Here is a 21,360-nt window from a genome sequence, read left to right as displayed (position 1 = left end):
AAGGGGGGAGATCAGCCGTCATCCTGGCTTTCGCCAATCTCCAGCGGCGCAGAAAGAACCGAAGCGCCAAAGCTGCTGATCTCCCCCCTTGTGGGGGAGATGTCCCGCAGGACAGAGGGGGGCGCGAAGGAATGATGCGTCAGGGAACCCTTCCTCTCGCCTCCGCGCCCTTCCTCCACTTCGCCCGGCTGCTGCGCCGCCACGCCTTTGCCGTCGCCCCCGAGCAGGTCTCCAGCTTCATGCAGGCGGTCACCCTGCTCGGTCCCCGCTCGATGGCCGACATCCGCGAGGCGGCGCTCGCAACGCTTGCCCCCCCGCCCGATCGCCGCGGCGAATTCGAGGCGCATTTTCGCAATCACTTCCATGGCGATGACCAACCCTCGATCGAAGGCGAGGAAGACGAGGAAACCCGCATCAAGGACGATCACGGCACGCGCCAGGAGGAGAAACAGACCACGCGCCAGGAGAAAGGCGGCGAGCTGTCGTCGGCAATCGAACAGCTCAGCAGCCGCGACTTCCTCCGCGACGACGATGGCCTTGGGCCCTTCCGCCGCAAGCTCGCTTCAGCCCTCCCCGCGCGCCGCTCATTCCGCACCGTGCGCACCCATTCGCGCGGCAAGCTCGATCTGCGCCGCTCGCTCAGGGAAATCGTCAGCGCCGATGGCGATATCCCCTCGCCACAGCTGCGCCGCCGCCAGACGGTGGCGCGCAAACTGCTGATCCTGATCGACGTCTCCGGCTCGATGAAGCTGCACACGGCGGACTACCTCAAACTGGCGCACGCCGCCGTACAAGGTGCTGACCGTGCCGAAATCTTCACCTTCGGCACGCGGCTCACCCGCATCACGTCCGCACTGCGTATCCGCGATCGCGACCAGGCTCTCGCCCGCGCGGCGGCACTCGTCGACGACTGGGACGGCGGCACGCGCATGGGACCGACCTTGCTCGCCTTCCTCTCGGTGCCGCGTTTCTCAGCTTTCGCCCGCGGTGCCGCTGTGATCATCCTGTCGGACGCGCTGGAGCGCGGCGACCATGCCGATCTCGAGACCGCAATGCGCCGGCTGAGCGCCCGCGCCTTTCGCCTGTCGCTGGCCACACCGCTGGCCGGTGACCCGCGTTTCCTTCCCGCCACGGCAGCGCTCCGCGCCATCCTGCCTGATCTCGACGATCTCATCGACGGCTCGTCGCTCGGGAGCCTCACCGATTTCATCCTGTCGCTCGCCCGCCCCGCCCCGGCGGCGTCGGCAATCTGGAAAAGGGTATCGTGATGCAGAAAGCCATCGACGCGCATTTCCACATCTGGCGCCAGCAGGACCAGCCATGGCTGGTCGGGCCGATGGTGCCGCGCATTTTCGGCCCCTACGAACCGATCCGCCGCGACTATCCGATCGAGGAATTTCTCGCCGATCAGCAAGGCGCAGGTGTCGAGAAGGCCGTCTATGTCCAGACCAACTGGGCCAAGGAGGATTTCGAAAAAGAAGTCGCCTTCCTGCAGAAGACTGCCGACGAGACCGGCTGGCCGCACGCTATCGTCGGCTATACCGATATGACTGTCGACGATGTCCGGCCCCAGATCGATCGATTGAAAAAGTACCCGCTGCTGCGCGGCGTGCGCATGCAGCTGCATTGGCACGAGACGCCGGCCTTCCGCTTCGCTGCCTCGGCCGATCAGGTCATCGACCCCAAGGTGCGGGCCAATGTCGCGCGGCTTAAAGACTATGGCCTGTCCTTCGACCTGCAGCTTTTCCCTGCCCAGATGAAGGACGGGCTGACGCTGGTCGGCGAGAACCCGCAGATCAACTTCATCCTCACCCATGCCGGCATGCTGACCGGCATGGAGCCGGAAACCACCGAGGCCTGGAAAGCCGGCCTGAGTACGCTATCAACAGCGCCGAACTTCTACGCCAAGCTGTCGGGCCTCGGCACCTTCGCCCACCGCAACGATCCGGCGTTGATTGCCTACATCGTCGACAATGCCATCGACATTCTGGGCGCTGACCACCTGATGTTCGGCTCCAACTTCCCGATCGAAAAACTCTGGACGACCCATGCCGAACTGATCAAGGCGCACCGCGCCGCGGTAGGCAAGCATGGCGCAGCCGCCGAGGCGGATATCTTCTGGAACACGGCCGAGAAGGTTTACAGACCGGCATAGCGCACTGCTTCCCCTCTCCCACAGGGGAGAAGGGAAATCCGCCCCTCACCTCACTTCAAACTCAGGATCGACCGGAATCTGCATCGCCGTCACCAGATGGTTGGTCTGCCCGGCCAGCCCGATGATCGACACCATCTCGCCATGCTGCGCATCGGTCATGCCTTTGGCGCGGGCGGCTGCCGTATGCGAATGGACGCAGTAGGAGCAGCCATTGGCGGTCGACACCGCGATATAGATCATTTCCTTGGTCAGCGGGTCGATGGCGCTCTCCGTGGCCATCACCACCTTCACCTGTTCCCATGTCCGTTTCAGCAAGGCCGGATCGTTGGCGAGCCCACGCCAGAAATTGTTGACGAAATCCGATTTGCGCGTCGCGCGGATGTCGTCGAACACAGCCTTCGCAACCGGGATTTTTTCGACCTCGGCATCGCTGAGGAGTTTTGTGGCGGCCATGGCGTTTCCTTTCGTTGAATCGGTGGATCAGGTGGTTGAAACAGGTCTCGAGCAAGGGCGGCTAACCGGCTATTCCGATTCAGTTTTTGATGCTGACAGAACCATGGCGATTGGCCGAAGCATCTCAGCTTCGTCATTCACGGGCGAAGCAGGCGCGAAGCGCCGTCGCGGAGACCCGAGGATGACGAAGGCGCTGAGGCCTTCGCCAATTGGCGACCTATGCGCACCCTCAAACACCGACCAGAAACCTAATGAACCGCCGCATACATGATCTTCTCCTCCGTCGCCTCGGCGGGCGAAAACTCCTCGACCATACGGCCCTGCCGGCACACCAGAATCCGGTCCGACAGGTTCATGATTTCCGGCAGGTAGGACGAGATAACGACGACGGCCAATCCCTCGTCGGCCAGCCGGTTGATGATCTGGTGGATCTCGGCGATGGCGCCGACATCGACGCCGCGCGTCGGCTCGTCGAAGATCACGATACGCGGCTGCTGCACCAGCCCCTTGCCGATCACCACCTTTTGCTGGTTGCCGCCGGAAAGCTCGACCACGCGGGCATTGTCGTTGATCGCCTTGATGTTCAGCGTCTTCGTCCATTCAGCGGAAAGCGTGCGCATCTCCTGCTGGTTGATCACCCAGGCCTTTTCGCGGCCCGCCGCCAGCAGCCCGCCGAACAGGTTCTCGGCGATGCCCATCGTCTCGAAAATGCCCTCGCTCTTGCGGTCCTCGGTAACATAGACGATGCCGTCGGCGACCGCCTCACTGGGCACGAGATAGCGCACCGGCCTGTCGTCGAGTTCAATCGCGCCACCGCGCAAAAAATCGCGCTTGTAGATGCCGGAGACGATCTTGAAGGTCTCGGTGCGGCCGGAGCCGATCAGCCCGAACACGCCGGTGATCTGTCCCTCGAAGATCGAGAAGGAGGTGTTGCGCACGACATTGCTCATCGAAATGTCCTGCACCGACAGCACCTTCTTGCCGGCCTTGCGCAGCCTGGCCTCGTCGCGCTGGCGGTAGATCTGTCCCGACAGTGTACGCCCGACCATGGCGGCGACGATCTTGTCGCGGTCGAAGGCCGATGTGTCGTCGGTGATCACCAGTTCGCCATCGCGCAGGATTGTGATGCGGTCGGCGATCATCAGCGCCTCTTCCAATGCATGGCTGATGAAGACGATCGAGACGCCGTTCGCCTTCAGCCGCCGGATCAGCGCGAAGAAGTGCCGCTTCTCCTCCGGCGTCAGCGTCGCCGTCGGCTCGTCGAAGATGATGATCTCGGCATTGTGGTGAACGGCGCGCGCGATCTCGACCATCTGACGCTTGGCCGCGCCCAGCGTCGCCACCACGGCGTTCGGGTCGACCGGAAAGTTCAGCGATTGCAAAAACTGTTGCGCCGAAATGTAGGTGCCGCGCAGCCGGTTGAGAAACTTTTCGGTGCCGAGATAGAGGTTCTGCGCCACTGTCATCGACGGCACCAGGCTGGTCTCCTGGAACACCATGGCGATGCCGGCCTCGAGCGCCGCATGCGGCGAGGCGTAGGCGATCTCGCGGCCTTTGTGGAACATCTTGCCGGAAGTGGCGTCGACGACGCCGGCAATGATCTTGGTCAGTGTCGATTTTCCGGCGCCATTCTCGCCGAGCAGCGCGTGGATTTCGCCCTTGCGCAGTTCGAAGCTGACTTGTCTGACCGCGGGCACGCCGCGATAGTTCTTGGTGACATTTTCCAGGCGCACGATCGGTTCCATCAGAAACCTCCCGCGTCGAGCACGCAATCGCCGCCCCTGGAGGCGATGAATAGAAGTCCGTCCTTCTCCGCCACGCTGCAGATGCCGTGGCGCGTGCCGTCGGCGCGGCTGTGCAGGCTGAATTGCGGCTGCATGGTCCGGTCGAGCTTCACCACCAGCCCGTAGGAGCGGCTCGGCGACCAGGGCTTGTGGATGCCCATGGTGCGGATGCCGCCGCATTGCAGCGGTTCGAGGAAGCTGCGGTTGGAGGCCAAAGCCGGCGCGATCCAGTAGGCCGGCGCCACTTGGTCTAGCATATCGCGCCGATAGTGGGTTTCCTGGAGAACGAATTCGATCAGCCGGTTGCGTGGCGCGAACAGAGCCAGCCACGCGCCGCCATCGCCGGCCGGCGCGAGGCGCGCGGGATAGCCGGGCAGATGCGTCAGCACGGTCGAGCGGCTACCGGTTGCACCATCGAAGCGCACGAGCTGGTGACGCCAGCTTTCGCTGACCAGCACATCCCGCCCCGTGGGATGGAGCCCATAGGGAAAGGCGATCTCGCCGGCCACTTTGCGGAACCCGCCGCCGGCTGCGTCCCGCCTCCAAAGCGATCCGGACGCGCCCTTCTTCATCAGGTCGGCGGCCCATAGCGACGGCGTGTGCTCAGCCGAGCCATTGGCCAGCCACAACGTGCCGTCGTCTGCATAGGCAAGCGCGGTGATGCAGCTGACGCCGGCCGGCAGCGAAACCTCCTTGCCGGCAACCAGCAGCTTGCCGCTTTCCAACCCCACCGTCAGTTCGCCCGACAGTGATAGAGCCAGCGCCGTGATGGGGGAAAGAAAGGTCCCGACAACCTTCGGCCCCACCCCTGCGGCAAGCGAATATACCGCATTGCCGCTGGAAACGAGCAGCCGGCCATCGGCAACCAGAAGATTGTCGGGCTCCGTCAAATCGGCGAACACTGGCGCCTCGTCCAGCCGCGTGTTGGGACGGAAGGCACCGTCGAGCGGTGGGATGGTCACCGCCTTGCCACGAAACAGGTCGAGCACAGGATCGAGGATCATGGCTTCGCTCCCCAATAAGAAGCGGAACTGGTCCAGTTCGGGTCGGCGCCCGCAATCTTGTAGCGGCCGATGCGGTTGTTAAGGATGCCGCCGACGAACAGGAAACCCTTGTGCTCGCGCATCGAGGTGACCATCGGATGCGCGCCGCCGGTGAGGTCGCCCATCGCCTCGATAATGCCGCCCTTGTCGTTGAATTTCACCACGCCGCCGGTGTTGATGTTGGGGAACAGCCACTCGTCCTGCGGCAGCCGGCGCGTCATGCGCTTGCGCATATCGGGATGGCGCAGCGACAGGTCGAAGCTCGGCGTGCGCATGCCGAGCCATGCCATCCAGTAATTGCCGTCGGAGGCGCGGTTGATGTTGTCGGGATAGCCCGGCATGTCGCGGATGACGCATTCGGCGACGCCCGCCTTCGGCCCTTCCAGCCAGTAGCGATGCACGCGGCAGGCCCAGCTCTCAGCGAAGAACAGCGACTTGCCGTCGTGCGCCATGCACACACCGTTGGTGTAGCGGTAGCCGTCGAGCAGTGTCTTCGTCAAACCGTCCTTCGGGTCATAGACCAGCAGCCGGCCGGTGGCGCGGTTCTCGATCGAGTCTAGCGCCCAATCGTGGGCGTCATAGCGCTTGGTGGAGTCGGTAAAATAGATCCGACCGTCCGGCGCGATGTCGCAGTCGTTCGGGTCGCGCAGCCGCGCATCGTCGACGATCGAGGTCCAGGAGCGCGACGTCTCCGCCGACAAGCGCTTCACATCCCGATCCGGCGAGACGGAATAGAGCCCCATGGCGCCGACGCAGCTGATCAGATTGCCCGATTTGTCGAAGGTCAGGCCCAGCGGAAAGCCGCCGATATGGGCAAACACCTCCGACTTCACATAGTCCGGTGCGAAAAAGCGGACGATCTCGCCATGGCGCGTGCCGCAATAGAGATGGTCGTCGCGGTCGAGGATGACGTCTTCCGGCCCTTCCAACTCGCCGAGCCCGATATGGTCGGCCGCCGACAGCCGGTTGTCGAGCGCGTAGGGCGTGCCTGAGCCCGGCACGGCAGACTGTGTCTCGCCCATCTTGAGATAGACCGGCGCGACATAGACCTCGTTGAGCACCTTGTGGCGGTTCTTCAGCCAGCGGATGTCGATGGTAACCGCCACCGCCAGCATGATGCCCAGCACCATCTGGTTGGTGCCGGTGCCATAGCCCAGCCGGATCAGCCCGTTGGTCATGGTCAAGACGATGATGGCGCCCATCAGCCCCTTGATGACCGAGCCGCGCCCGCCACCCAGGCTGACGCCGCCGACCACCGCCGCCGTCAGCGCCATGATCTCCAGGTTGAGGCCGGTGCCCGGCCCTGCCCCACTCAAGCGGCAAGCGATGAGGAAGCCGCCGATCGAGGCGCAGAAGCCGGAAAAGACATAGGTCATGAACACGGTGCGGCGCACGCGAATGCCGGCATTGTGCGCCGAGCGCCGCGAGCCGCCGACCGCCAGCACATGCCAGCCCGGCCGTGAGCGCGTCAGCGCGATATGGGTGACGATGGCAAGAATGATCGCCAGCCACACCGAGACCGAAAGCCCCCAGAAGGTGCTGTCGCCGATGAAGTCGAGCACGTCGGATGTCGCCTGGGAAAGCTGCACGTCTGCGGCATAGGTGGTGACGAGAATATCGAACAGCGCCCGGCCAAAAATGAAGGTGACCAGCGTAGTCAGAAAGGCGCGCAGCCTGAGATAGCCGACGAGGTAGCCGTTGACGGCGCCGAAGATGAGGCCGGTGGCGAGCGATGCCGCCACCGCCAGCCAGATAGACTGTTCGAGAATGAAGAAGACATAGACGGCGGAGAAGCAGGACAGCGCGAAGATCGAACCGACGGACAGATCGATGCCGCCGCCCAGCATCACCACCGTCATGCCGGTGACCACCATCGAGAACTCGCCGAGCTGGCGGGTCGATTCCTGTAGCGAGGTCAGCTTGAAGAAGCCGGGAATGATCGAGCCGAACACGCTGAGCGTCGCCACCAGCGCCAGGAACGGAATGGCGTTGTCGGTCCAGCGTTTTGTCAGGATTTCGCCGACCAGATGGTCGGGCACGAGATTGTAGCGCCAGGACTGGAGGCGTTCGCGAAAGGACATCGGCGGCTGCTATTCCATGAGGGAACGAGGTGACCGGATTGTCCAGCCACCTCGTTTATTTCAGTCGAAAAAGCGCGGCTTACTTCGCCGCCGCTTCGGCCTGCAGCGCCTTCAGGTCCCAGCAGCTGTCGGGCTTGAGGTCGGCCTTGGTCGTAGCCTTCTCCAGTGTGTAGATGTAGGTGTGCGACGTGCCGGCCGGCTGGCCGCTCTGCAGCAGGAACTTGATGATAGCGTTCATGTCGCCGGACTGGCGGGCAAGGTCTGTCATGACAACGGCGCCATAGGTGCCGTCCTGCAGCTTGTCGCAATCGGCCGCCTTTTCGCCGCCGCCGGTGGTGACCAAAAACACCTTGCCGTCGAGCTTGGCGTCGCGGATGGCGGCGGATGCGCCGGTGGCGTCGCCATCCCAGAAGTCGATGATAGAGCAGATGTCCGGGTTCTGCTGCAGCATTGTCGTCGTCACGTTGCGCGACGTCGTCGGATCCCAGTTGGAGTCGGGCTTGGCCACGACCTTGAAGTCGGGGTGCTTCTCCAGCACCTTCATGATGCCGGCATACTGGTAGAGACTGGACGAGTTGGCCTGATCACCCTGCACAAGGCCGATCTTCTTCGACGAATTCTCGCCGCAGCCCTTGATCGCCGCTTCGGCCTCGAGTTGGCCGAGCCGGTCCCAGTCACTGCCGACAAAGGCGTCGGCCGGGAAGTTGGCGGGATTGTCGACCAGGATGACGTAGGTGCCGGCGGCCTGCGCCTTCTTCATCAGCTTGGAATAGGAGTTGAGGTCCGGCGCATGGATGATCAACACGTCCGGCCTTGTGTCGGACGAGATCGCGTCGGTGATCGCCTGTGCACCGGCATCGACGACCCAGTTCGGATCGCGTGTTTCGAAGGTGCCGCCCCAGGCCTCGACTTCCGTCTTCAGATAGTGCGACCAGCCCTGCGCAAGGTCGAAGCCCATCGCCAGCGGCACCAGCATGACGCGCTTGCCCTTGAGCGCCTGCGCGTATGCGGCCGGGCCCGGATCGTCGGCGGCGAAGGTCGGCGCGACGAAGGCGGTAGCGGCAAGCGCCGTGGCGGCCGCCATCAGTGTTCTGATCAGTTTCATGTCACATCCTCTGTTTTTCACTTATTGCCGGCCGGTCGGCATGACCCGGTCGGGTACCCCTTAGATGTCGCCCTGCTGCGCGGTCTGTTCGTCACGCGGATTGATGATGCCGTCGACGATGATGGCTCCGAGCAGGATCGCCGCCTTGATCAGGTTTTGATAGAGCAGCGGAATGTCGATGATGGTCATCGCGTTCGACAGGATGCCGATCAGTGCAGCGCCCACCAGCACATTGCGCACCCCGCCCCGCCCGCCGGAAAGGCCGATGCCGCCGATCACCGCCACCAGCACGATGTCATAGAGCAGCGTCGAGTTGACGATGCGGGTGTTGATCGAATGCAGGCTCGACGCCGTCAGCAGGCCGGCGATCAGCGCGACGAAGGCCGAAACCACATAACGCAGCACCAGCATTGGCCGCACCGGAATGCCGATGTTGCGCGCGGCGACCGAATTGTCGCCGGCGAAATAGATGTAGCGGCCCCATTTGGTGTAGCGCAGGAACAGGAAGAACAGGAAGGCGAGCCCGGCGAAGACGAACACTTCGATCGGAATGTCGAGGAAACGCAGGCCGCCGAGCAACTCCACCCAATGGCCCTGAGGCACCGGCACCGCATCCTGTGTGATCAGTTGCGAGCGGACATAGCCGAAGACGAAGGAGCCGGTCGCCAGCGTCACGAAGATCGCCGGCACGTCGGCATAGGCGACGAGAAAACCGTTGAGCAGGCCGATGGCGAGCACGCCTGCCAGCACATAGGCGAAGGCGAGCCCATCAGGCGTTCCGGCGTTGAGCAATTGTAGATACCAGGCGACCGACATCGCCATGATCGCCACCGCCGACAGGTCGATGCCCCTGCCGATTATGACGACCGCCATGCCGAGCGCCAAAATGCCCAGCACCGACACCGAGCGGACGATGGCAACGAGATTGTTGGCAGCGATGAAACCAGGCAGCCCAATGGCAGCGGCGACGAACAGCACCACGGCGATGGCAAAGACAATGCCTTCCTGATTCAGGCTCCTGACATTTGGCCAGCCAATCGTGTTCATGTCTGCATTCGCCCCGATGGCAGCTCTGCCACCCCTTCCGAAGAAAGCTAATCGGCTCGGCGCCGCTTCGTCAAATGAATCCGCGCTCGGAACGCCCGTTGGCAGTGATAATCTTCCAGTGGACGCACCGATTGCTAGAACTGGCGCAATCCTAGGAAAAGGCTGCGCTTTTGGCATTCCGTTGCGCCATTGCGTGTATGCGCGAAGGTGCCGTTCTGAGGCGAAAGCACAAGGCGCAATTAATTGCCGCCTGAGCGGCGAAAATCGCGAATTCAGGTCCTGGTCATGTGGCCTGAAACTTCGGCGCCTGCACCGGGCGGCAGCACGAGGAACCGCAACGCCGCCGCCAGCCCGATGGCGCCGATGACCAGGAAGGCGATGCGAAAATCGACGAGGTCGAGCGCCGGCCGGTGCCTGACGATCTGCGACAGGTTCAGAATGGCAGCCGCCACCGCTACGCCGAACAGCATCGACATCTGCTGCAGCATGGACGACAAAGTTGCCGCCGAGCTGCGCTGCGCCGCATCGATATCGGCGAAGGCCAGTGTATTCAGCGCTGTGAACTGCATCGAGCGCGTCAGGCCGGCGATCAGCATCAGCGCTACCACCAGCGCCTGCGGCGTCTCCGGCGAGATCGCCGCGCACGCCATGATCGAGGCCGAGGCGATCAGGCCGTTGACGACCATGACCGTGCGAAAACCAAAGCGTCGCAGCATCGGCGTCGTCACCGTCTTCATGCCGAGATTGCCGAGGAAGTAGGCCAGGATCATCAAGCCGGCATCGACCGGCGAAAGGCCAAAGCCGACCTGAAACAGCAGCGGCAAAAGGAACGGCGTGGCGTTGATCGCCACGCGAAAAATGGTGCCGGCGGCAAGCGTCGAGATGGCGAAGGTCTGCACCCTGAACGCGCTGAGATCGAGCAGCGGATGCGGCGCGCGCCGGAGATGCCGCACCGCCAGCCAGCCGATGACGATGCCGGCGGCAACCAGCAGCACGGCGGGCAAGGCGCCGTCTTCCGGATGTGCGATGCGCTCAAGGCCGTAGAGCAGCAGCGCGAGCCCCAGCGACGTGAGGAAAAACCCCGGCCAATCCAGCGGCTTGGGATCGGCCGCGCGGTCGCCCGGAATGAAGCGCGCGACCAGCGCCAGCCCGACCAGCCCAAGCGGGATGTTGATGAAGAAATTCCAGTGCCAGGAGAGATAGGTTGTGATGAAGCCGCCAAGCACCGGCCCGACCACGGGCGCAAACAACGCCGGCCAGGTGATCAGCGCCGTGGCGTTGAGCAGCTCCGATTTCGACGCATTGCGCAGCACCAGAATGCGCCCGACCGGCGTCATCAGCGCGCTGCCAAGGCCTTGCACGACACGGGCCGCGACGAACTGGGTAAGGCTCTGCGAGAAGCCGCAGGCCAGCGAGGCCAGCGTGAACAGTACGATCGCCAGCAGGAAGATGTTGCGCGCGCCGAAGCGGTCGGCAAGCCAGCCCGACAGCGGCACGAACACCGCCATGGTCAGCATGTAGGCGGTGATGCCGATGCTCATCGCCACCGCCGTCACGCCGAAGGATTGTCCCATCTGCGGCAGCGAGGTCGAGATGATCGTCGAATCCAGCAGCTGCATGAAAAACGCGATGGCAACGATCAACGCCACGCGCCGCGCATTGCTGGCGGTTGCGGCGGAGGCCTCGGTGTCGGGAACGGCAGTCATAGCGAACCGCGTTGAACAGCATATGGCTGGCCCCGTCCAGAGCTTATCCAACAAACTTCCGTGTCGGCTCGCAGCCTGTTATGGATGGGCGGGCGGCCAAGGACATTGCATGAAGCCTATCTATATCGACTACCTCAATGCCCTAGATATCGAAGCCCTGGAGATGACCGACGGCGAAATCATTGCCGCTGTCGAAGCCGGGCTTATCGCGCAAGGCAATGGCCAGACGGTGATCGAGCCGCGCGTCCATCTTGAACCCGACCCTTCCTTCCATGGCCATTTCAACGTTCTGCGCGGCTACGTTGCGCCGCTCGATACGGCGGGCGTGAAAATCGTCGGCGACTATGTCGACAATTATCTGCACGGGCTCCCTTCAGAATTTGGCATTCTAAACCTGTTCGATCCGCGCACCGGCACGCCGCGCGCCATTCTCGACGCCACCGTCATCACCGACATGCGCACCGGCGCCGTCACCGCTATCGGCGCCAAACATCTGGCGCGCAAGAACTCCAAGGTGCTGGCCCATATCGGCGCGCGCGGCACCGCCTATTGGAATGTGCGCCTGCTCGACCATCTCTTCGACTTCGACGAGATCCGCGTCCATTCGCGCCGCCCGGAAAGCCGCGACGGCTTCGCTGCCAAACTCTCGGCCGATCTCGGCAAGAAAGTTACCGCGGTTGCCGACTGGGAAAGCTGCATCAAGGGCGCCGACATCGTCGTCGAAGCCTCGCGGCTGCCGGAGCCGCAGCCGCTGCTCAAGACCGAATGGATCAAGCCTGGTGCACTGGTCGTGCCCTACGGCACGATGAGCGCGGTGGAGCTGTCGCTGACCGACATCATGCAGAAAATGGTCGTCGACGACTGGGGCCAGTGCAAAGGCGGCAAGTTCGGCTCGCTGCGCGCCCATGTCGAGACCGGGCGGCTGAGCGAAGCGACGCTGCACGCCGAGCTCGGCCAGATCGCTGCCGGTCTCAAGCCGGGACGCCAGAGCGACGACGAGACGATCCTGTTCTGGCATCGCGGCCTGTCGCTGTCCGACATTGCGCTGGGCAAGGCGATGCTGGCCAAGGCTGCTGATAAAGGCATCGGCCAGAGGCTGCGCTTCGCATGAGCGCGCTCGTCCTCACCGGCGCCGGCGTCAGCGTCGAGGATGTCGCGGCGGTCGCCCGCGCCGGCCGCAAGGTGGAGGTTGAGCCTGCTGTCATCGAGAGACTCGACAAAGCGCGAAAAGTGCTCGATCAGGTCGCCGCGTCCGGTCAGCAAATCTATGGGCTCAACACCGGGCTCGGCGCCAATCTCGGCACATCGGTCGAGGGCGATGCCAGCGCCTTCCAGCGCCAGTTGCTGGAAGGGCGAAGCGGCGCTGTCGGCGAACCGTTGCCCCAAGAGGCGGTGCGGGCGACCATGCTTGCGCGCGCAGCGATGCTGGCAGTCGGCGGCTCCGGCATTTCGCCGGCGGCTTTCACCGCCCTTGTCGATGCGCTCAATGCAGGCGTGCATCCGGTAATGCCGCAGTTGGGCTCGATCGGCGCCGGCGATCTCGTGCTGATGGCGGCGCTCGCCCGTCTGCTGACCGGCGACGGCGAAGCTGACTATCAGGGTCGGCGCATGCCGGCGGCCAAGGCGTTGATGATGGCGCGGTTGGCTCCGATCAGCCTGGCGCCGAAAGACGGCCTGTCGCTGATCAACGCCTCGGCGGTATCAGCCGGCACTGGCGCGTTGGTACTGGCCGACGCGCTGTCGGCCTTTGCGCAACAGCAGCAGGCCGGCGCGCTGACCATGGAAGGGTTTGGCGCCAACCGCACCATCCTCGATCCGCGCCTGCATCTGGCGCGGCCGGCAGCCTGCCAGCAACTCGCGGCCAAGGGCCTGCGCGACCTGCTTGCTCGTGACGAGGAGCCGACGCCGACCACCTTGCAGGACCCGCTGTCGATCCGCTGCATGCCGTCGATCCATGGCGCGCTGATCCAGGCGATCGACCAGGCGCGGCTGGCGCTGGAGATCGAACTCAATGCCGCCGCCGACAATCCGCTGGTGCTGGGCGATGACGGGCTGGTCCTGTCGACCGGCAATTTCCACACCGCATCGCTGGCGCTTGCCTTCGAGACGCTCGGCCTGGCGATCGCGCAATGTGCCGCGGCAAGCGTTGCCCGCTTCATCCAGCTCGCCGGCTCCGGCCGCAACGGTCTGCCCAGATATTTGTCGCCGGTCGGCGGCGCCTCGGCCGGTTTCGTGCCGCTGCAAAAGACCGCAACGGCAATCCTGGCCGGCATCCGCCACAAGGCCAATCCGGTGATGCTGGATTTCCTGGCCGTGTCCGAAGGCGTAGAGGACCACGCCACGCAGACGCCGCTTGCCGTGTCGAAATGCGCCGGGATGATCGCGCTGTGGCGACGGCTGATCGCCTTCGAACTGATGGCCGCCGCACAGGCCGTGGACCTGCGCGACGGTCTCAAGCTGGCGCCCGGCACAGCAGCGGTCCATACCGCGGTGCGCGCGCATGTAGCGATGCTCAGGGAGGACCGGCCGCTGGGAACGGATGCCGAGGTGCTCCATGCCATGCTCGCCGACGGAACATGGCAAGGTGCAGCGATGATCGGCAAGGAGGCCGAGTAGTTAGCCCTTTGCGTCCACCCGTTTCATGAACAGGCTGAGCTCGGCCGGATCCATGCGCACGACATGCCTGTCTTCCGGATAGGCGCCGCTATCGACGTCGGCAACGTACTCGGAAAACGCCGCGACGCGTTCCGCCTGCAGGCGATCGTACTCGGCGGCGAAGTTGCGGTAGACCTTGGAATGACGCGGCATGTGGCCCCGGTTCTGGCCAAGAATATCGTCGGCAAACAGATATTGCGCGTCGCAGCCGGTGCCCGCACCCATCGACAGCATGATCAGCGAGGTCCGTTCCGAGATCGCCTTCGCCACCTCGATCGGCACCACTTCGATCTCGGCGCCGAGAGCTCCAACGGCCTCATACTGCTTGACCGCCTCAAAAATCTGCATGGCGGTGTCGGCGGTCTTGCCGACGGCCTTGAAGCCGCCGGTCCAGGTGGCGCGGGACGGAATGAGGCCGACATGGCCGATGACGGGGATCGCGTCGTCGGCGAGCCGCTTCACGGTGGCGAAACCGGCGCTGCAATAAACGGCGTCGGCGCCGGCCTTGTAGAGCCGGAACGCCCAGCGCAGGAAATCGTCCGCCGTGCCGATCTCATAAAAATTCTCGCCCGGCATGGTGAACAGGCTGGGCGCCGCATCGCGATACTCAGGGTTGAGCACCAGCTCGGGCGGCACCGAGACGATATCGACCCCTGCCCGCTCGGCAGCCTCGGCCTCGTCCATGGTCAGGACGCGCAGCATGGTCAGCTGGCGCTTGCCCTTCATGGCGCGCAGATCGGCGACGGTCGGTCTCTTTCGGCTCATCGGGATGTCCCTGTTGGCTGGTTGCTTTTCCCGGTCACCTTACCGGCCCCGTAACAGGCCGGATAGAAGGCGGGTGGTTTATTCGCTACTCGGCCGCCGCCGACATATCGAGCTCGTGAAATTCACCGCGATAGGGCCGCGCCGTCGGCGGCAATTCGCGCTTGAGGAAATAATCCTCGTACCGCAGCTGCTTCAGCAGCACCGGCCAGACCTCGCGATAGGCATGCCACATGGACGGGTTCGCCGCCGGCAGGTCGTGCTTGACCAGCTCGTGCAGCCTCGGCAGCGCATGGTAGGGCACCATCGGAAACATGTGATGCTCGACGTGGTAATTCATGTTCCAGTAGATGAAGCGGCTGACCGGGTTCATGTAGACGGTGCGCGTGTTCAGCCGGTGGTCGACGACATTGTCGGCCANAGATGAAGCGGCTGACCGGGTTCATGTAGACGGTGCGCGTGTTCAGCCGGTGGTCGACGACATTGTCGGCCAACCCGATATGCTGGAGCAGGCCGGTCAGAACCATGTGCCAGCTGCCATAAAGACGCGGCAGGCCGATCAGCACCAGCGGCAGCCATGAACCCAGCGCGATCGCGAGGGCGATCGTCGCAACGTACACGGCGACATGCCAGCGCGCCGCCGTGATGGCCTTGCCCTGTTCGGTCTCAGGAATGTAGCTCTTTTCGTCGTCCGACAGCTTGCCCAACGCCTGGCGCGCCAGGATCGGCAGCGAATAACGGAAATCGAGAATGCCGGTGAAGGCAAGCGCCGCCTTGACCAGATTTGGCGGCCGCATTACCGCGATCTCGGCGTCACGGCCGACGATGATCGTGTCGGTGTGATGCCGCGCATGACTCCAGCGCCATTGCACCGGATTGCGCACCACCATGAAGCTGGCGATTTCGTAGATCGCATCGTTCATCCAGCGTGTGCGGAAGGCGGTGCCATGGCCGCATTCGTGCCAGCGCGAGTCGCTCGACGATCCATAGAGCACGCCATAGACGAGCAGGAACGGCACCACCCACCACGTGCCCCAGAACCAGATGATGCCGGCGGCCGAGCCCAGGATGGCTGCGATCCAGATGATGGTATCGCGGATCGCCGGCCCGTCGGAGCGCTGCATCAGTTCCTTCATTGCCTTGCGCGGCACGTCGGTGTGATACCACTCGGCCGAGGCCAGCCCGGTCTCGATCGCCCGGCGGGTGCTTTCGCCGACCAGGCCGTAATCGCGCTTTGTCTTGGCCGCCGTCGCCATCACCGTCTCGCCTACCTCAAAGCCCGTTGGCGCGGAACTTCCCGTCGAGAAATGTTTTCGCCCGCGGCACGTCGTCCTCGGTCAGATGCTCGATGATAACAGGGATGTTCGGGTGCTTCTCACTGAGCCGCTGCAGATAGAGATCGTAATTCAGCGATCCCAGCCCGGGCGCCGGCAGCTCGATCTCGCCGACGCCGCGGAAGGTGTGGCTCTCCATCGCATCCTCGTCGCCGATGTCNGATGATAACAGGGATGTTCGGGTGCTTCTCACTGAGCCGCTGCAGATAGAGATCGTAATTCAGCGATCCCAGCCCGGGCGCCGGCAGCTCGATCTCGCCGACGCCGCGGAAGGTCAGCCCCTCATGCGCGTCCGCGTCGCCGATATCGGCATGCTTCTCGGTCTTGTCGCTGCCTGAGCGCTTGACGTCCTTGGCATGGGCGATCCGGATCTTGTCGGCCAGCGTGTCGAATACCTGGTTCAGCACCTGGTCCATGCGGTCGATATTGTGTGCCTCGAAATAATTGGTCGGATCCATCAGCAGGCCCAGGCCCGGATGGTCTACCTGCGCGAACATTTTGACCGTCTCCTCGACCGAGCCGACGACATTGTTGACATAGGTTTCGAGCAGGAACACCGCGCCGTGGTCGTAAGCCGTCTGGGCAAGGTCCGAGATCACCTTGCGGCATTCCTCGAAGCCTTCCTCGGTCTTGTTCCTGGGGTGATGCACCCAGTCGGATTCGGTGTTGTAGGTTCCGGTCTCCGAGATCACGTAGGGCGAGCCGAAGGCGCGCGCATTGCGGATGATTTCCTTGAGATAGCCGACGCGCTTGTCGCGCTCGGATTTGTCGGGATGNCGAAGGCGCGCGCATTGCGGATGATTTCCTTGAGATAGCCGACGCGCTTGTCGCGCTCGGATTTGTCGGGATGAATGATGTTGGTGTAGCCCGAGATGCAGCAGACCGGCAGATTGTGGTCGCGAAACGTGTCGCGCACTGTCCTCGCCTTGTCCCCGGTGATCTGCCCGGCCGTGAGATCGACATCCCTGAAATGCATGTCGAGCTGCACTGTGTTGAAGCCGAGTGCGCGGATGCGGCGGGCGGCCTCCGCGAGCTCGTAGGGGAAATAGCCGGTGAATATACCTGCCTGCATCATGATGTGACTCCTCCCGGTAAGCGATTCAGCCGCCACACTATTCGGCGGGCATGTTCAGTCGATCGATATCTCGGACAGTTTGACGGTGCGGCCTTGCGCCATCGAGCGATAGCCCGCCTCGACCAGCGCCATCGTCTTGACGTTGTCGGCCACCGATAATGCCGGCGGCGTGCCGGTCTTCAAGGCGTGCTGCAGTTGCTCCATGACGCCGATGAAGGCATGCGGGAACCACATCGTGTCCCAGCTCGGGCTGACCCACTTGCCATCCGTCGTCTCGGTCGAGGCATAGGTCAGCGTCGAGGCCACGCCTTTCGGCCAGCCGATCGTGCCTTTGGCGACACCGTTGGTGCCGTCGACGCGCCAGTTGATGTGCTGGTCGTCCAGATAGCCCTCCTGACGTGGGCCGGACCAGACATCCTCCAGCGACACGGCGAGCACGCCGGAGGGAAAGCGCAGCGTCGAGATGGTGATGCCGTCGGTATGTTCGAATGTCGTGCGCGGGTCCTTGCGTGTCAGCGTGGTGATTTCCGAGGGATCGCCGAACAGGAAGCGCAGCACGTCGAGATGATGCACGCTCATATTGGCGAGCGTCAGCCGGTCGTAGTCCTGAAGGANCTCGAATGTCGTGCGCGGGTCCTTGCGCGTCAGCGTGGTGATTTCCGAGGGATCGCCGAACAGGAAGCGCAGCACGTCGAGATGATGCACGCTCATATTGGCGAGCGTCAGCCGGTCGTAGTCCTGAAGGAAGGTCTGCCAGTGCGGGATCGCATGCATGTCGATCTGCGCGAAGACGATGTCGCCCAGCGCGCCGCTGTCGATGATCTGCTTCAGGACGCGCATCGACTGGTCGTAGCGCATGTTCTGGTTGACCGAGAGGATCTTGCCGGACTTTGCGGCTTCGTCGCGCAGTTTCACGGCTTCATCGACCGACAGCGCCAGCGGCTTCTGCGCCAGGATCGCCTTGATGTGAGGCTGCTTCAGCGCATGGCGGATCAATGCCGGCTGCTGGTCGGGTGGAAAGGCAAGGTCGACGATCTCGATCTCGGGATTCTCGATCAGTTGTTCCGGCGTGTCGTGGATGGTCGGAATGCTCCAGCGTGCAGCTACCTTCTCGGCGCTGGCCTTGGTGCGCGAAGCGATGGCGACGACTGGGAAACCGGCCTGCGCATAGGCGGCAAGATGGCATTCGGCCATGATCATGCCGGCGCCGATGCAACCGATCCGGTATCCGCTAGTGCGAACCCTCACATCCGGCTCGAAACCCTGGCCTGCCATCCATTCCTCCCTGGAGGACGGATATAACGCCATGGCCCGTCGATCAGCCAAGGTCCGCTCCATCAATTCCCATCAGAACGATGCCGGGGTGACGGTGCGAACTAGTTAGCGGCAATCAGCACAGTGCTTTCCGGCGACCAGCTGAGCATTACATTCTGGCCCTCGGCCAGCCGGTCACTGCCGGTATTCTGGACGATGACTTTCAACGTCTGGCCGGCGCGCTCGACGAAATAGGTGCTGTTGTTGCCGGCGAAGATGCGCTTGGAGACTTGCCCCTTCAGCGTGTTGGCATTGCCGCTCGATGCCCCGGCGTCGGTGGCGATACGAATGCGTTCGGGTCGCACGGCGCAGCTGGCCTTTGTGCCGGCGGCAAGCCGACCACCCACCCCGGCGGCAATCGCCGTGCCATCAGGCAGCCGGATGCCGTTGCCGGTCGCATCGCCGCGAAGGATATTGGCGTCACCGAGGAAGGTGGCGGCGAATTCGCTCTTCGGCCGGTCGTAGATTTCCTCCGGCGGCCCTTCCTGCACGAGCCTGCCGTCCCGCAATATGCCGATGCGGTCGCTCATCGTCAGCGCCTCTTCCTGGTCGTGGGTGACGAAGATGGTGGTGATGCCGATCTCGCGCTGGATGCGCTTCAGCTCGATCTGCATGTCGACGCGCAGCGCCTTGTCGAGCGCGCCGAGCGGCTCGTCGAGCAACAGCACGCGCGGCTTGGTGACGATGGCGCGCGCCAGCGCCACACGCTGGCGTTGGCCGCCGGAGAGCTGGTGCGGCCGGCGCTCGCCGAGCTTGCCGAGCTGAACCAGATCGAGCGCGCGCTGCACTTCGGTGGCGATCGTCGCTTTCGTTTCGCCGCGCACCGACAGGCCGAAGGCGACATTATCGGCGACGCTCATATTGGGAAACAGCGCATAGTTCTGGAACACCATGCCGATGCGTCGCTTTTCGACCGGCACGCGTTCCACACTCTCACCGCCAATGGTGATGCGGCCAGTATCGGGAAAGTCGAAGCCGGCGATCTGGCGCAGCAGCGTGGTCTTGCCGCTGCCCGAGGGGCCAAGCAGCCCATAGAAACCGCCATCGGCGAAATCGATGGAGACGTCGTCCAGCGCCTTGTGCGCGCCAAAACTGCGGGAGACGTTCGATACCTGCACGCCGGCCATTATTTCTCTCCGCCGAATTTGAAGAAGCGCGCCGTGAGCAGCATTAGCGCCATCGACACGACGATGATGATGGTCGAGACCGCGTTGATCTCGGGCGTGAAACCCTTGCGGATCGCGGCGTAGATTTCGACCGGCAGCGTCGTCTGGCCCGGCGTCGCCAGGAAGTAGGAGACGACGAACTGGTCGAACGACACGGCAAATGCGAACAAGCCGCCGGCAATGACGCCGGGCATGATCCACGGCAGCGTCACACGCCTCGTCACTTGCCACTGGTTGGCGCCGAGCGAGCGCGCCGCCTCTTCCAGCTCCGGTGCAAAAGTCTGCAGCCGGGCCGAGACGACGACGATGACATAGGGCAGCGCTAGCGCCACATGGCCGAGCAGGATGGCGAACAGGCCGCGGCCAATGCCGACGCCGAAGAAGAAGATCAGCATCGCCGTGCCGGTGATCAGCCACGGAATGGCGATTGGCGGAAACAGCAGCGCCTGCAGCACTTTCTTGCCGCGGAAATCATAGCGGAACAGCGCCAGCGAAGCGGCCGAGCCAAGCACCACTGAGATGAGCGTGGTGATGACCGCGATCTTGAGGCTGTTCCAGGTGGCCGCGATCAGCTGGTCGTTCTGCCAGAGCGAGGCATACCATTCCGTCGTCCATTCGAACGGCAATTGGTAGAAGGGCGAGACGTTGAACGACATCAGCGCCATGATGATGATCGGCAGATAGAGGAAGGCGAGCAGCAGTCCGATGTAGAAGCGGCCTAGTCCTTCGAGGATGCGGGTCGTCATCATCAAGCAGCCCTCCGCAGCACCGGCGAGGCAACCGCCAGGATCACCAGCACCACCGCCAGCAGGATGAAGGAAAGCGCCGCCCCCAGCGGCCAGTTGAAGACGGCGACGAACTGGTCCTCGATCACCGTGCCGTAGAACGTGCCGGTGCGGCCGCCGAGGATGCGCGGCTCCATGAACGAGCCGACGACCGGCACGAAGATCAGTGCCGCACCTGCCACCAGGCCGGGCATAGACAGCGGGATGATCACCCGCTTCAGCACCTGCAGCCGCGAGGCGCCGAGCGAGCGCCCGGCCTCGATCAGCGAGTCGTCGATTGCCTGCAGCGTGAGATAGCAGGTCAGCACGATATAGGGCAGGTAGGAGTGCACCAGGCCGATGATGATTGCGGGATAGGAATACATCAGGTCGATGTTGATCTTGAACGGCAGCACGGCGTTGAGCGCCGTGTCGAGGATGCCGCCCTCGCGCAGCACCATCGCCCAGGAGAAGATGCGCACCAGCCCGTTCGACCAGAACGGCAGGATGACCAGCAGGAAGATCGCCTCGCGGCTGCGCCCCTTCAGCACCTTGGCCAGCACATAGGCGGCGGGGTAGCCGATGACGACGCACCACAAAGTCACTTCGAGGCCGAGCCGCAGCGAAGCGAGCAGCAGCGTCAGGTACAGGCTCTGCGAGAAGAAGGCGGCGTAATTGCCAAGGGTGAACGCCCATGGCTTTCCCGACAGCGGCAGGTCGGTCATGAAGGAGAAGAATACCATGGCCGAGAGCGGCAGGAAGATCGCCACCGTCAGCCAGAGATAGGCCGGCGCCAGCAGCGGCAGGGCCGATCTCAGCCCGCTGCGCGACGCGACCGCACCCTGTACTGCCATGATACCCTCCTCCCCAGGATTGAAGGGCCAGCCGGCGCCAACCGCCGGCTGGTCCGGACGTG

Annotated in this window: 16 protein-coding genes and 2 pseudogenes; 4 read left to right on the top strand and 14 right to left on the bottom strand. The window is 63.6% G+C overall.

Going from position 1 to position 21,360, the window contains the following annotated elements; all coding sequences use genetic code 11:
- The first annotated feature begins 131 nt into the window (after positions 1–131).
- A complete protein-coding gene (locus X733_RS160740) occupies positions 132–1,268 on the top strand; it encodes a VWA domain-containing protein (protein WP_023733136.1) in 1,137 nt (378 codons plus the stop codon).
- Positions 1,268–2,155 (top strand): amidohydrolase, encoded by an 888-nt coding sequence (locus X733_RS160745; RefSeq protein ID WP_023817892.1) that lies wholly within the window; start codon positions 1,268–1,270, stop codon positions 2,153–2,155. Before X733_RS160740 ends, X733_RS160745 begins: the two co-directional genes overlap by 1 nt.
- Before the next feature lie 45 nt (positions 2,156–2,200).
- On the opposite strand, the gene X733_RS160750 is transcribed toward X733_RS160745, so the two are convergent.
- From X733_RS160750 to X733_RS160780, 7 genes are all read right to left on the bottom strand, one after another.
- Positions 2,201–2,608 (bottom strand): carboxymuconolactone decarboxylase family protein, encoded by a 408-nt coding sequence (locus X733_RS160750; RefSeq protein WP_023668181.1) that lies wholly within the window; start codon positions 2,606–2,608, stop codon positions 2,201–2,203.
- A 248-nt stretch (positions 2,609–2,856) separates the two neighbouring features.
- Positions 2,857–4,353, bottom strand: a complete 1,497-nt coding sequence (locus X733_RS160755; protein ID WP_023817891.1) for a sugar ABC transporter ATP-binding protein — start codon at positions 4,351–4,353, stop codon at positions 2,857–2,859.
- Complete coding sequence (locus tag X733_RS160760) at positions 4,353–5,396, bottom strand: hypothetical protein (protein ID WP_023817890.1); 1,044 nt, start codon at positions 5,394–5,396, stop codon at positions 4,353–4,355. Before X733_RS160760 ends, X733_RS160755 begins: the two co-directional genes overlap by 1 nt.
- Positions 5,393–7,516, bottom strand: a complete 2,124-nt coding sequence (locus tag X733_RS160765; RefSeq protein ID WP_023817889.1) for an SMP-30/gluconolactonase/LRE family protein — start codon at positions 7,514–7,516, stop codon at positions 5,393–5,395. Before X733_RS160765 ends, X733_RS160760 begins: the two co-directional genes overlap by 4 nt.
- A gap of 79 nt (positions 7,517–7,595) precedes the next feature.
- Positions 7,596–8,621, bottom strand: coding sequence for a sugar ABC transporter substrate-binding protein (locus X733_RS160770; protein WP_023668177.1), 1,026 nt, complete (start codon positions 8,619–8,621; stop codon positions 7,596–7,598).
- 60 nt (positions 8,622–8,681) lie between these two features.
- Positions 8,682–9,668 carry an ABC transporter permease gene (locus tag X733_RS160775; protein WP_023817888.1) on the bottom strand — a complete coding sequence of 329 codons (987 nt, stop codon included), beginning with the start codon at positions 9,666–9,668 and terminating at the stop codon, positions 8,682–8,684.
- 272 nt (positions 9,669–9,940) lie between these two features.
- Positions 9,941–11,374, bottom strand: coding sequence for a DHA2 family efflux MFS transporter permease subunit (locus X733_RS160780; RefSeq protein ID WP_023817887.1), 1,434 nt, complete (start codon positions 11,372–11,374; stop codon positions 9,941–9,943).
- A gap of 109 nt (positions 11,375–11,483) precedes the next feature.
- Here X733_RS160780 and X733_RS160785 point away from each other — a divergent pair, with 109 nt between their 5' ends.
- Together X733_RS160785 and hutH are read left to right on the top strand one after the other, a co-directional pair.
- Entirely contained in the window at positions 11,484–12,485 is a 1,002-nt protein-coding gene (locus tag X733_RS160785) for an ornithine cyclodeaminase family protein (RefSeq protein WP_023817886.1), read from the top strand.
- Positions 12,482–13,990: a histidine ammonia-lyase gene (hutH, locus tag X733_RS160790; protein WP_023714825.1), complete on the top strand. Its 1,509-nt coding sequence runs from the start codon at positions 12,482–12,484 to the stop codon at positions 13,988–13,990. The genes X733_RS160785 and hutH overlap by 4 nt, the downstream gene beginning before the upstream one ends.
- Here hutH and X733_RS160795 read toward each other — a convergent pair whose 3' ends face one another.
- From X733_RS160795 to X733_RS160810, 7 genes and pseudogenes are all read right to left on the bottom strand, one after another.
- The gene (locus X733_RS160795) at positions 13,991–14,794 is read right to left on the bottom strand and encodes a 3-methyl-2-oxobutanoate hydroxymethyltransferase (RefSeq protein WP_023682254.1); all 804 of its coding nucleotides are present in this window, start codon (positions 14,792–14,794) and stop codon (positions 13,991–13,993) included.
- An 85-nt stretch (positions 14,795–14,879) separates the two neighbouring features.
- A pseudogene (locus X733_RS01000000165885) lies at positions 14,880–16,047 on the bottom strand (fatty acid desaturase family protein).
- A 239-nt stretch (positions 16,048–16,286) separates the two neighbouring features.
- Positions 16,287–17,200, bottom strand: a pseudogene (locus tag X733_RS01000000165880) (sugar phosphate isomerase/epimerase); the annotation flags it as partial.
- A gap of 54 nt (positions 17,201–17,254) precedes the next feature.
- Positions 17,255–18,475: a Gfo/Idh/MocA family oxidoreductase gene (locus X733_RS1000000167055; protein WP_023817885.1), complete on the bottom strand. Its 1,221-nt coding sequence runs from the start codon at positions 18,473–18,475 to the stop codon at positions 17,255–17,257.
- A gap of 101 nt (positions 18,476–18,576) precedes the next feature.
- Complete coding sequence (locus X733_RS160800) at positions 18,577–19,641, bottom strand: ABC transporter ATP-binding protein (protein ID WP_023714829.1); 1,065 nt, start codon at positions 19,639–19,641, stop codon at positions 18,577–18,579.
- Positions 19,641–20,429 carry an ABC transporter permease gene (locus X733_RS160805; protein ID WP_023685259.1) on the bottom strand — a complete coding sequence of 263 codons (789 nt, stop codon included), beginning with the start codon at positions 20,427–20,429 and terminating at the stop codon, positions 19,641–19,643. The genes X733_RS160800 and X733_RS160805 overlap by 1 nt, the downstream gene beginning before the upstream one ends.
- On the bottom strand, positions 20,429–21,298 hold the full coding sequence (locus tag X733_RS160810) for an ABC transporter permease (RefSeq protein WP_023817884.1): 870 nt from the start codon (positions 21,296–21,298) through the stop codon (positions 20,429–20,431). The genes X733_RS160805 and X733_RS160810 overlap by 1 nt, the downstream gene beginning before the upstream one ends.
- Between the last annotated feature and the right edge of the window lie 62 nt (positions 21,299–21,360).

The organism is Mesorhizobium sp. L2C066B000 (assembly GCF_000502335.1).
Classification (GTDB): domain Bacteria; phylum Pseudomonadota; class Alphaproteobacteria; order Rhizobiales; family Rhizobiaceae; genus Mesorhizobium.
This window is presented reverse-complemented; position numbering and strand designations above follow the sequence as displayed.

Excerpts from the sequence above, each read along its gene's own strand:
- X733_RS160740 (WP_023733136.1), top strand. The coding sequence starts at position 132 with ATGATGCGTCAGGGAACCCTTCCTCTCGCCTCCGCGCCCTTCCTCCAC.
- X733_RS160745 (WP_023817892.1), top strand. The coding sequence starts at position 1,268 with ATGCAGAAAGCCATCGACGCGCATTTCCACATCTGGCGCCAGCAGGAC.
- X733_RS160750 (WP_023668181.1), bottom strand. The coding sequence starts at position 2,608 with ATGGCCGCCACAAAACTCCTCAGCGATGCCGAGGTCGAAAAAATCCCG.
- X733_RS160755 (WP_023817891.1), bottom strand. The coding sequence starts at position 4,353 with ATGGAACCGATCGTGCGCCTGGAAAATGTCACCAAGAACTATCGCGGC.
- X733_RS160760 (WP_023817890.1), bottom strand. The coding sequence starts at position 5,396 with ATGATCCTCGATCCTGTGCTCGACCTGTTTCGTGGCAAGGCGGTGACC.
- X733_RS160765 (WP_023817889.1), bottom strand. The coding sequence starts at position 7,516 with ATGTCCTTTCGCGAACGCCTCCAGTCCTGGCGCTACAATCTCGTGCCC.
- X733_RS160770 (WP_023668177.1), bottom strand. The coding sequence starts at position 8,621 with ATGAAACTGATCAGAACACTGATGGCGGCCGCCACGGCGCTTGCCGCT.
- X733_RS160775 (WP_023817888.1), bottom strand. The coding sequence starts at position 9,668 with ATGAACACGATTGGCTGGCCAAATGTCAGGAGCCTGAATCAGGAAGGC.
- X733_RS160780 (WP_023817887.1), bottom strand. The coding sequence starts at position 11,374 with ATGACTGCCGTTCCCGACACCGAGGCCTCCGCCGCAACCGCCAGCAAT.
- X733_RS160785 (WP_023817886.1), top strand. The coding sequence starts at position 11,484 with ATGAAGCCTATCTATATCGACTACCTCAATGCCCTAGATATCGAAGCC.
- hutH (WP_023714825.1), top strand. The coding sequence starts at position 12,482 with ATGAGCGCGCTCGTCCTCACCGGCGCCGGCGTCAGCGTCGAGGATGTC.
- X733_RS160795 (WP_023682254.1), bottom strand. The coding sequence starts at position 14,794 with ATGAGCCGAAAGAGACCGACCGTCGCCGATCTGCGCGCCATGAAGGGC.
- X733_RS160800 (WP_023714829.1), bottom strand. The coding sequence starts at position 19,641 with ATGGCCGGCGTGCAGGTATCGAACGTCTCCCGCAGTTTTGGCGCGCAC.
- X733_RS160805 (WP_023685259.1), bottom strand. The coding sequence starts at position 20,429 with ATGATGACGACCCGCATCCTCGAAGGACTAGGCCGCTTCTACATCGGA.
- X733_RS160810 (WP_023817884.1), bottom strand. The coding sequence starts at position 21,298 with ATGGCAGTACAGGGTGCGGTCGCGTCGCGCAGCGGGCTGAGATCGGCC.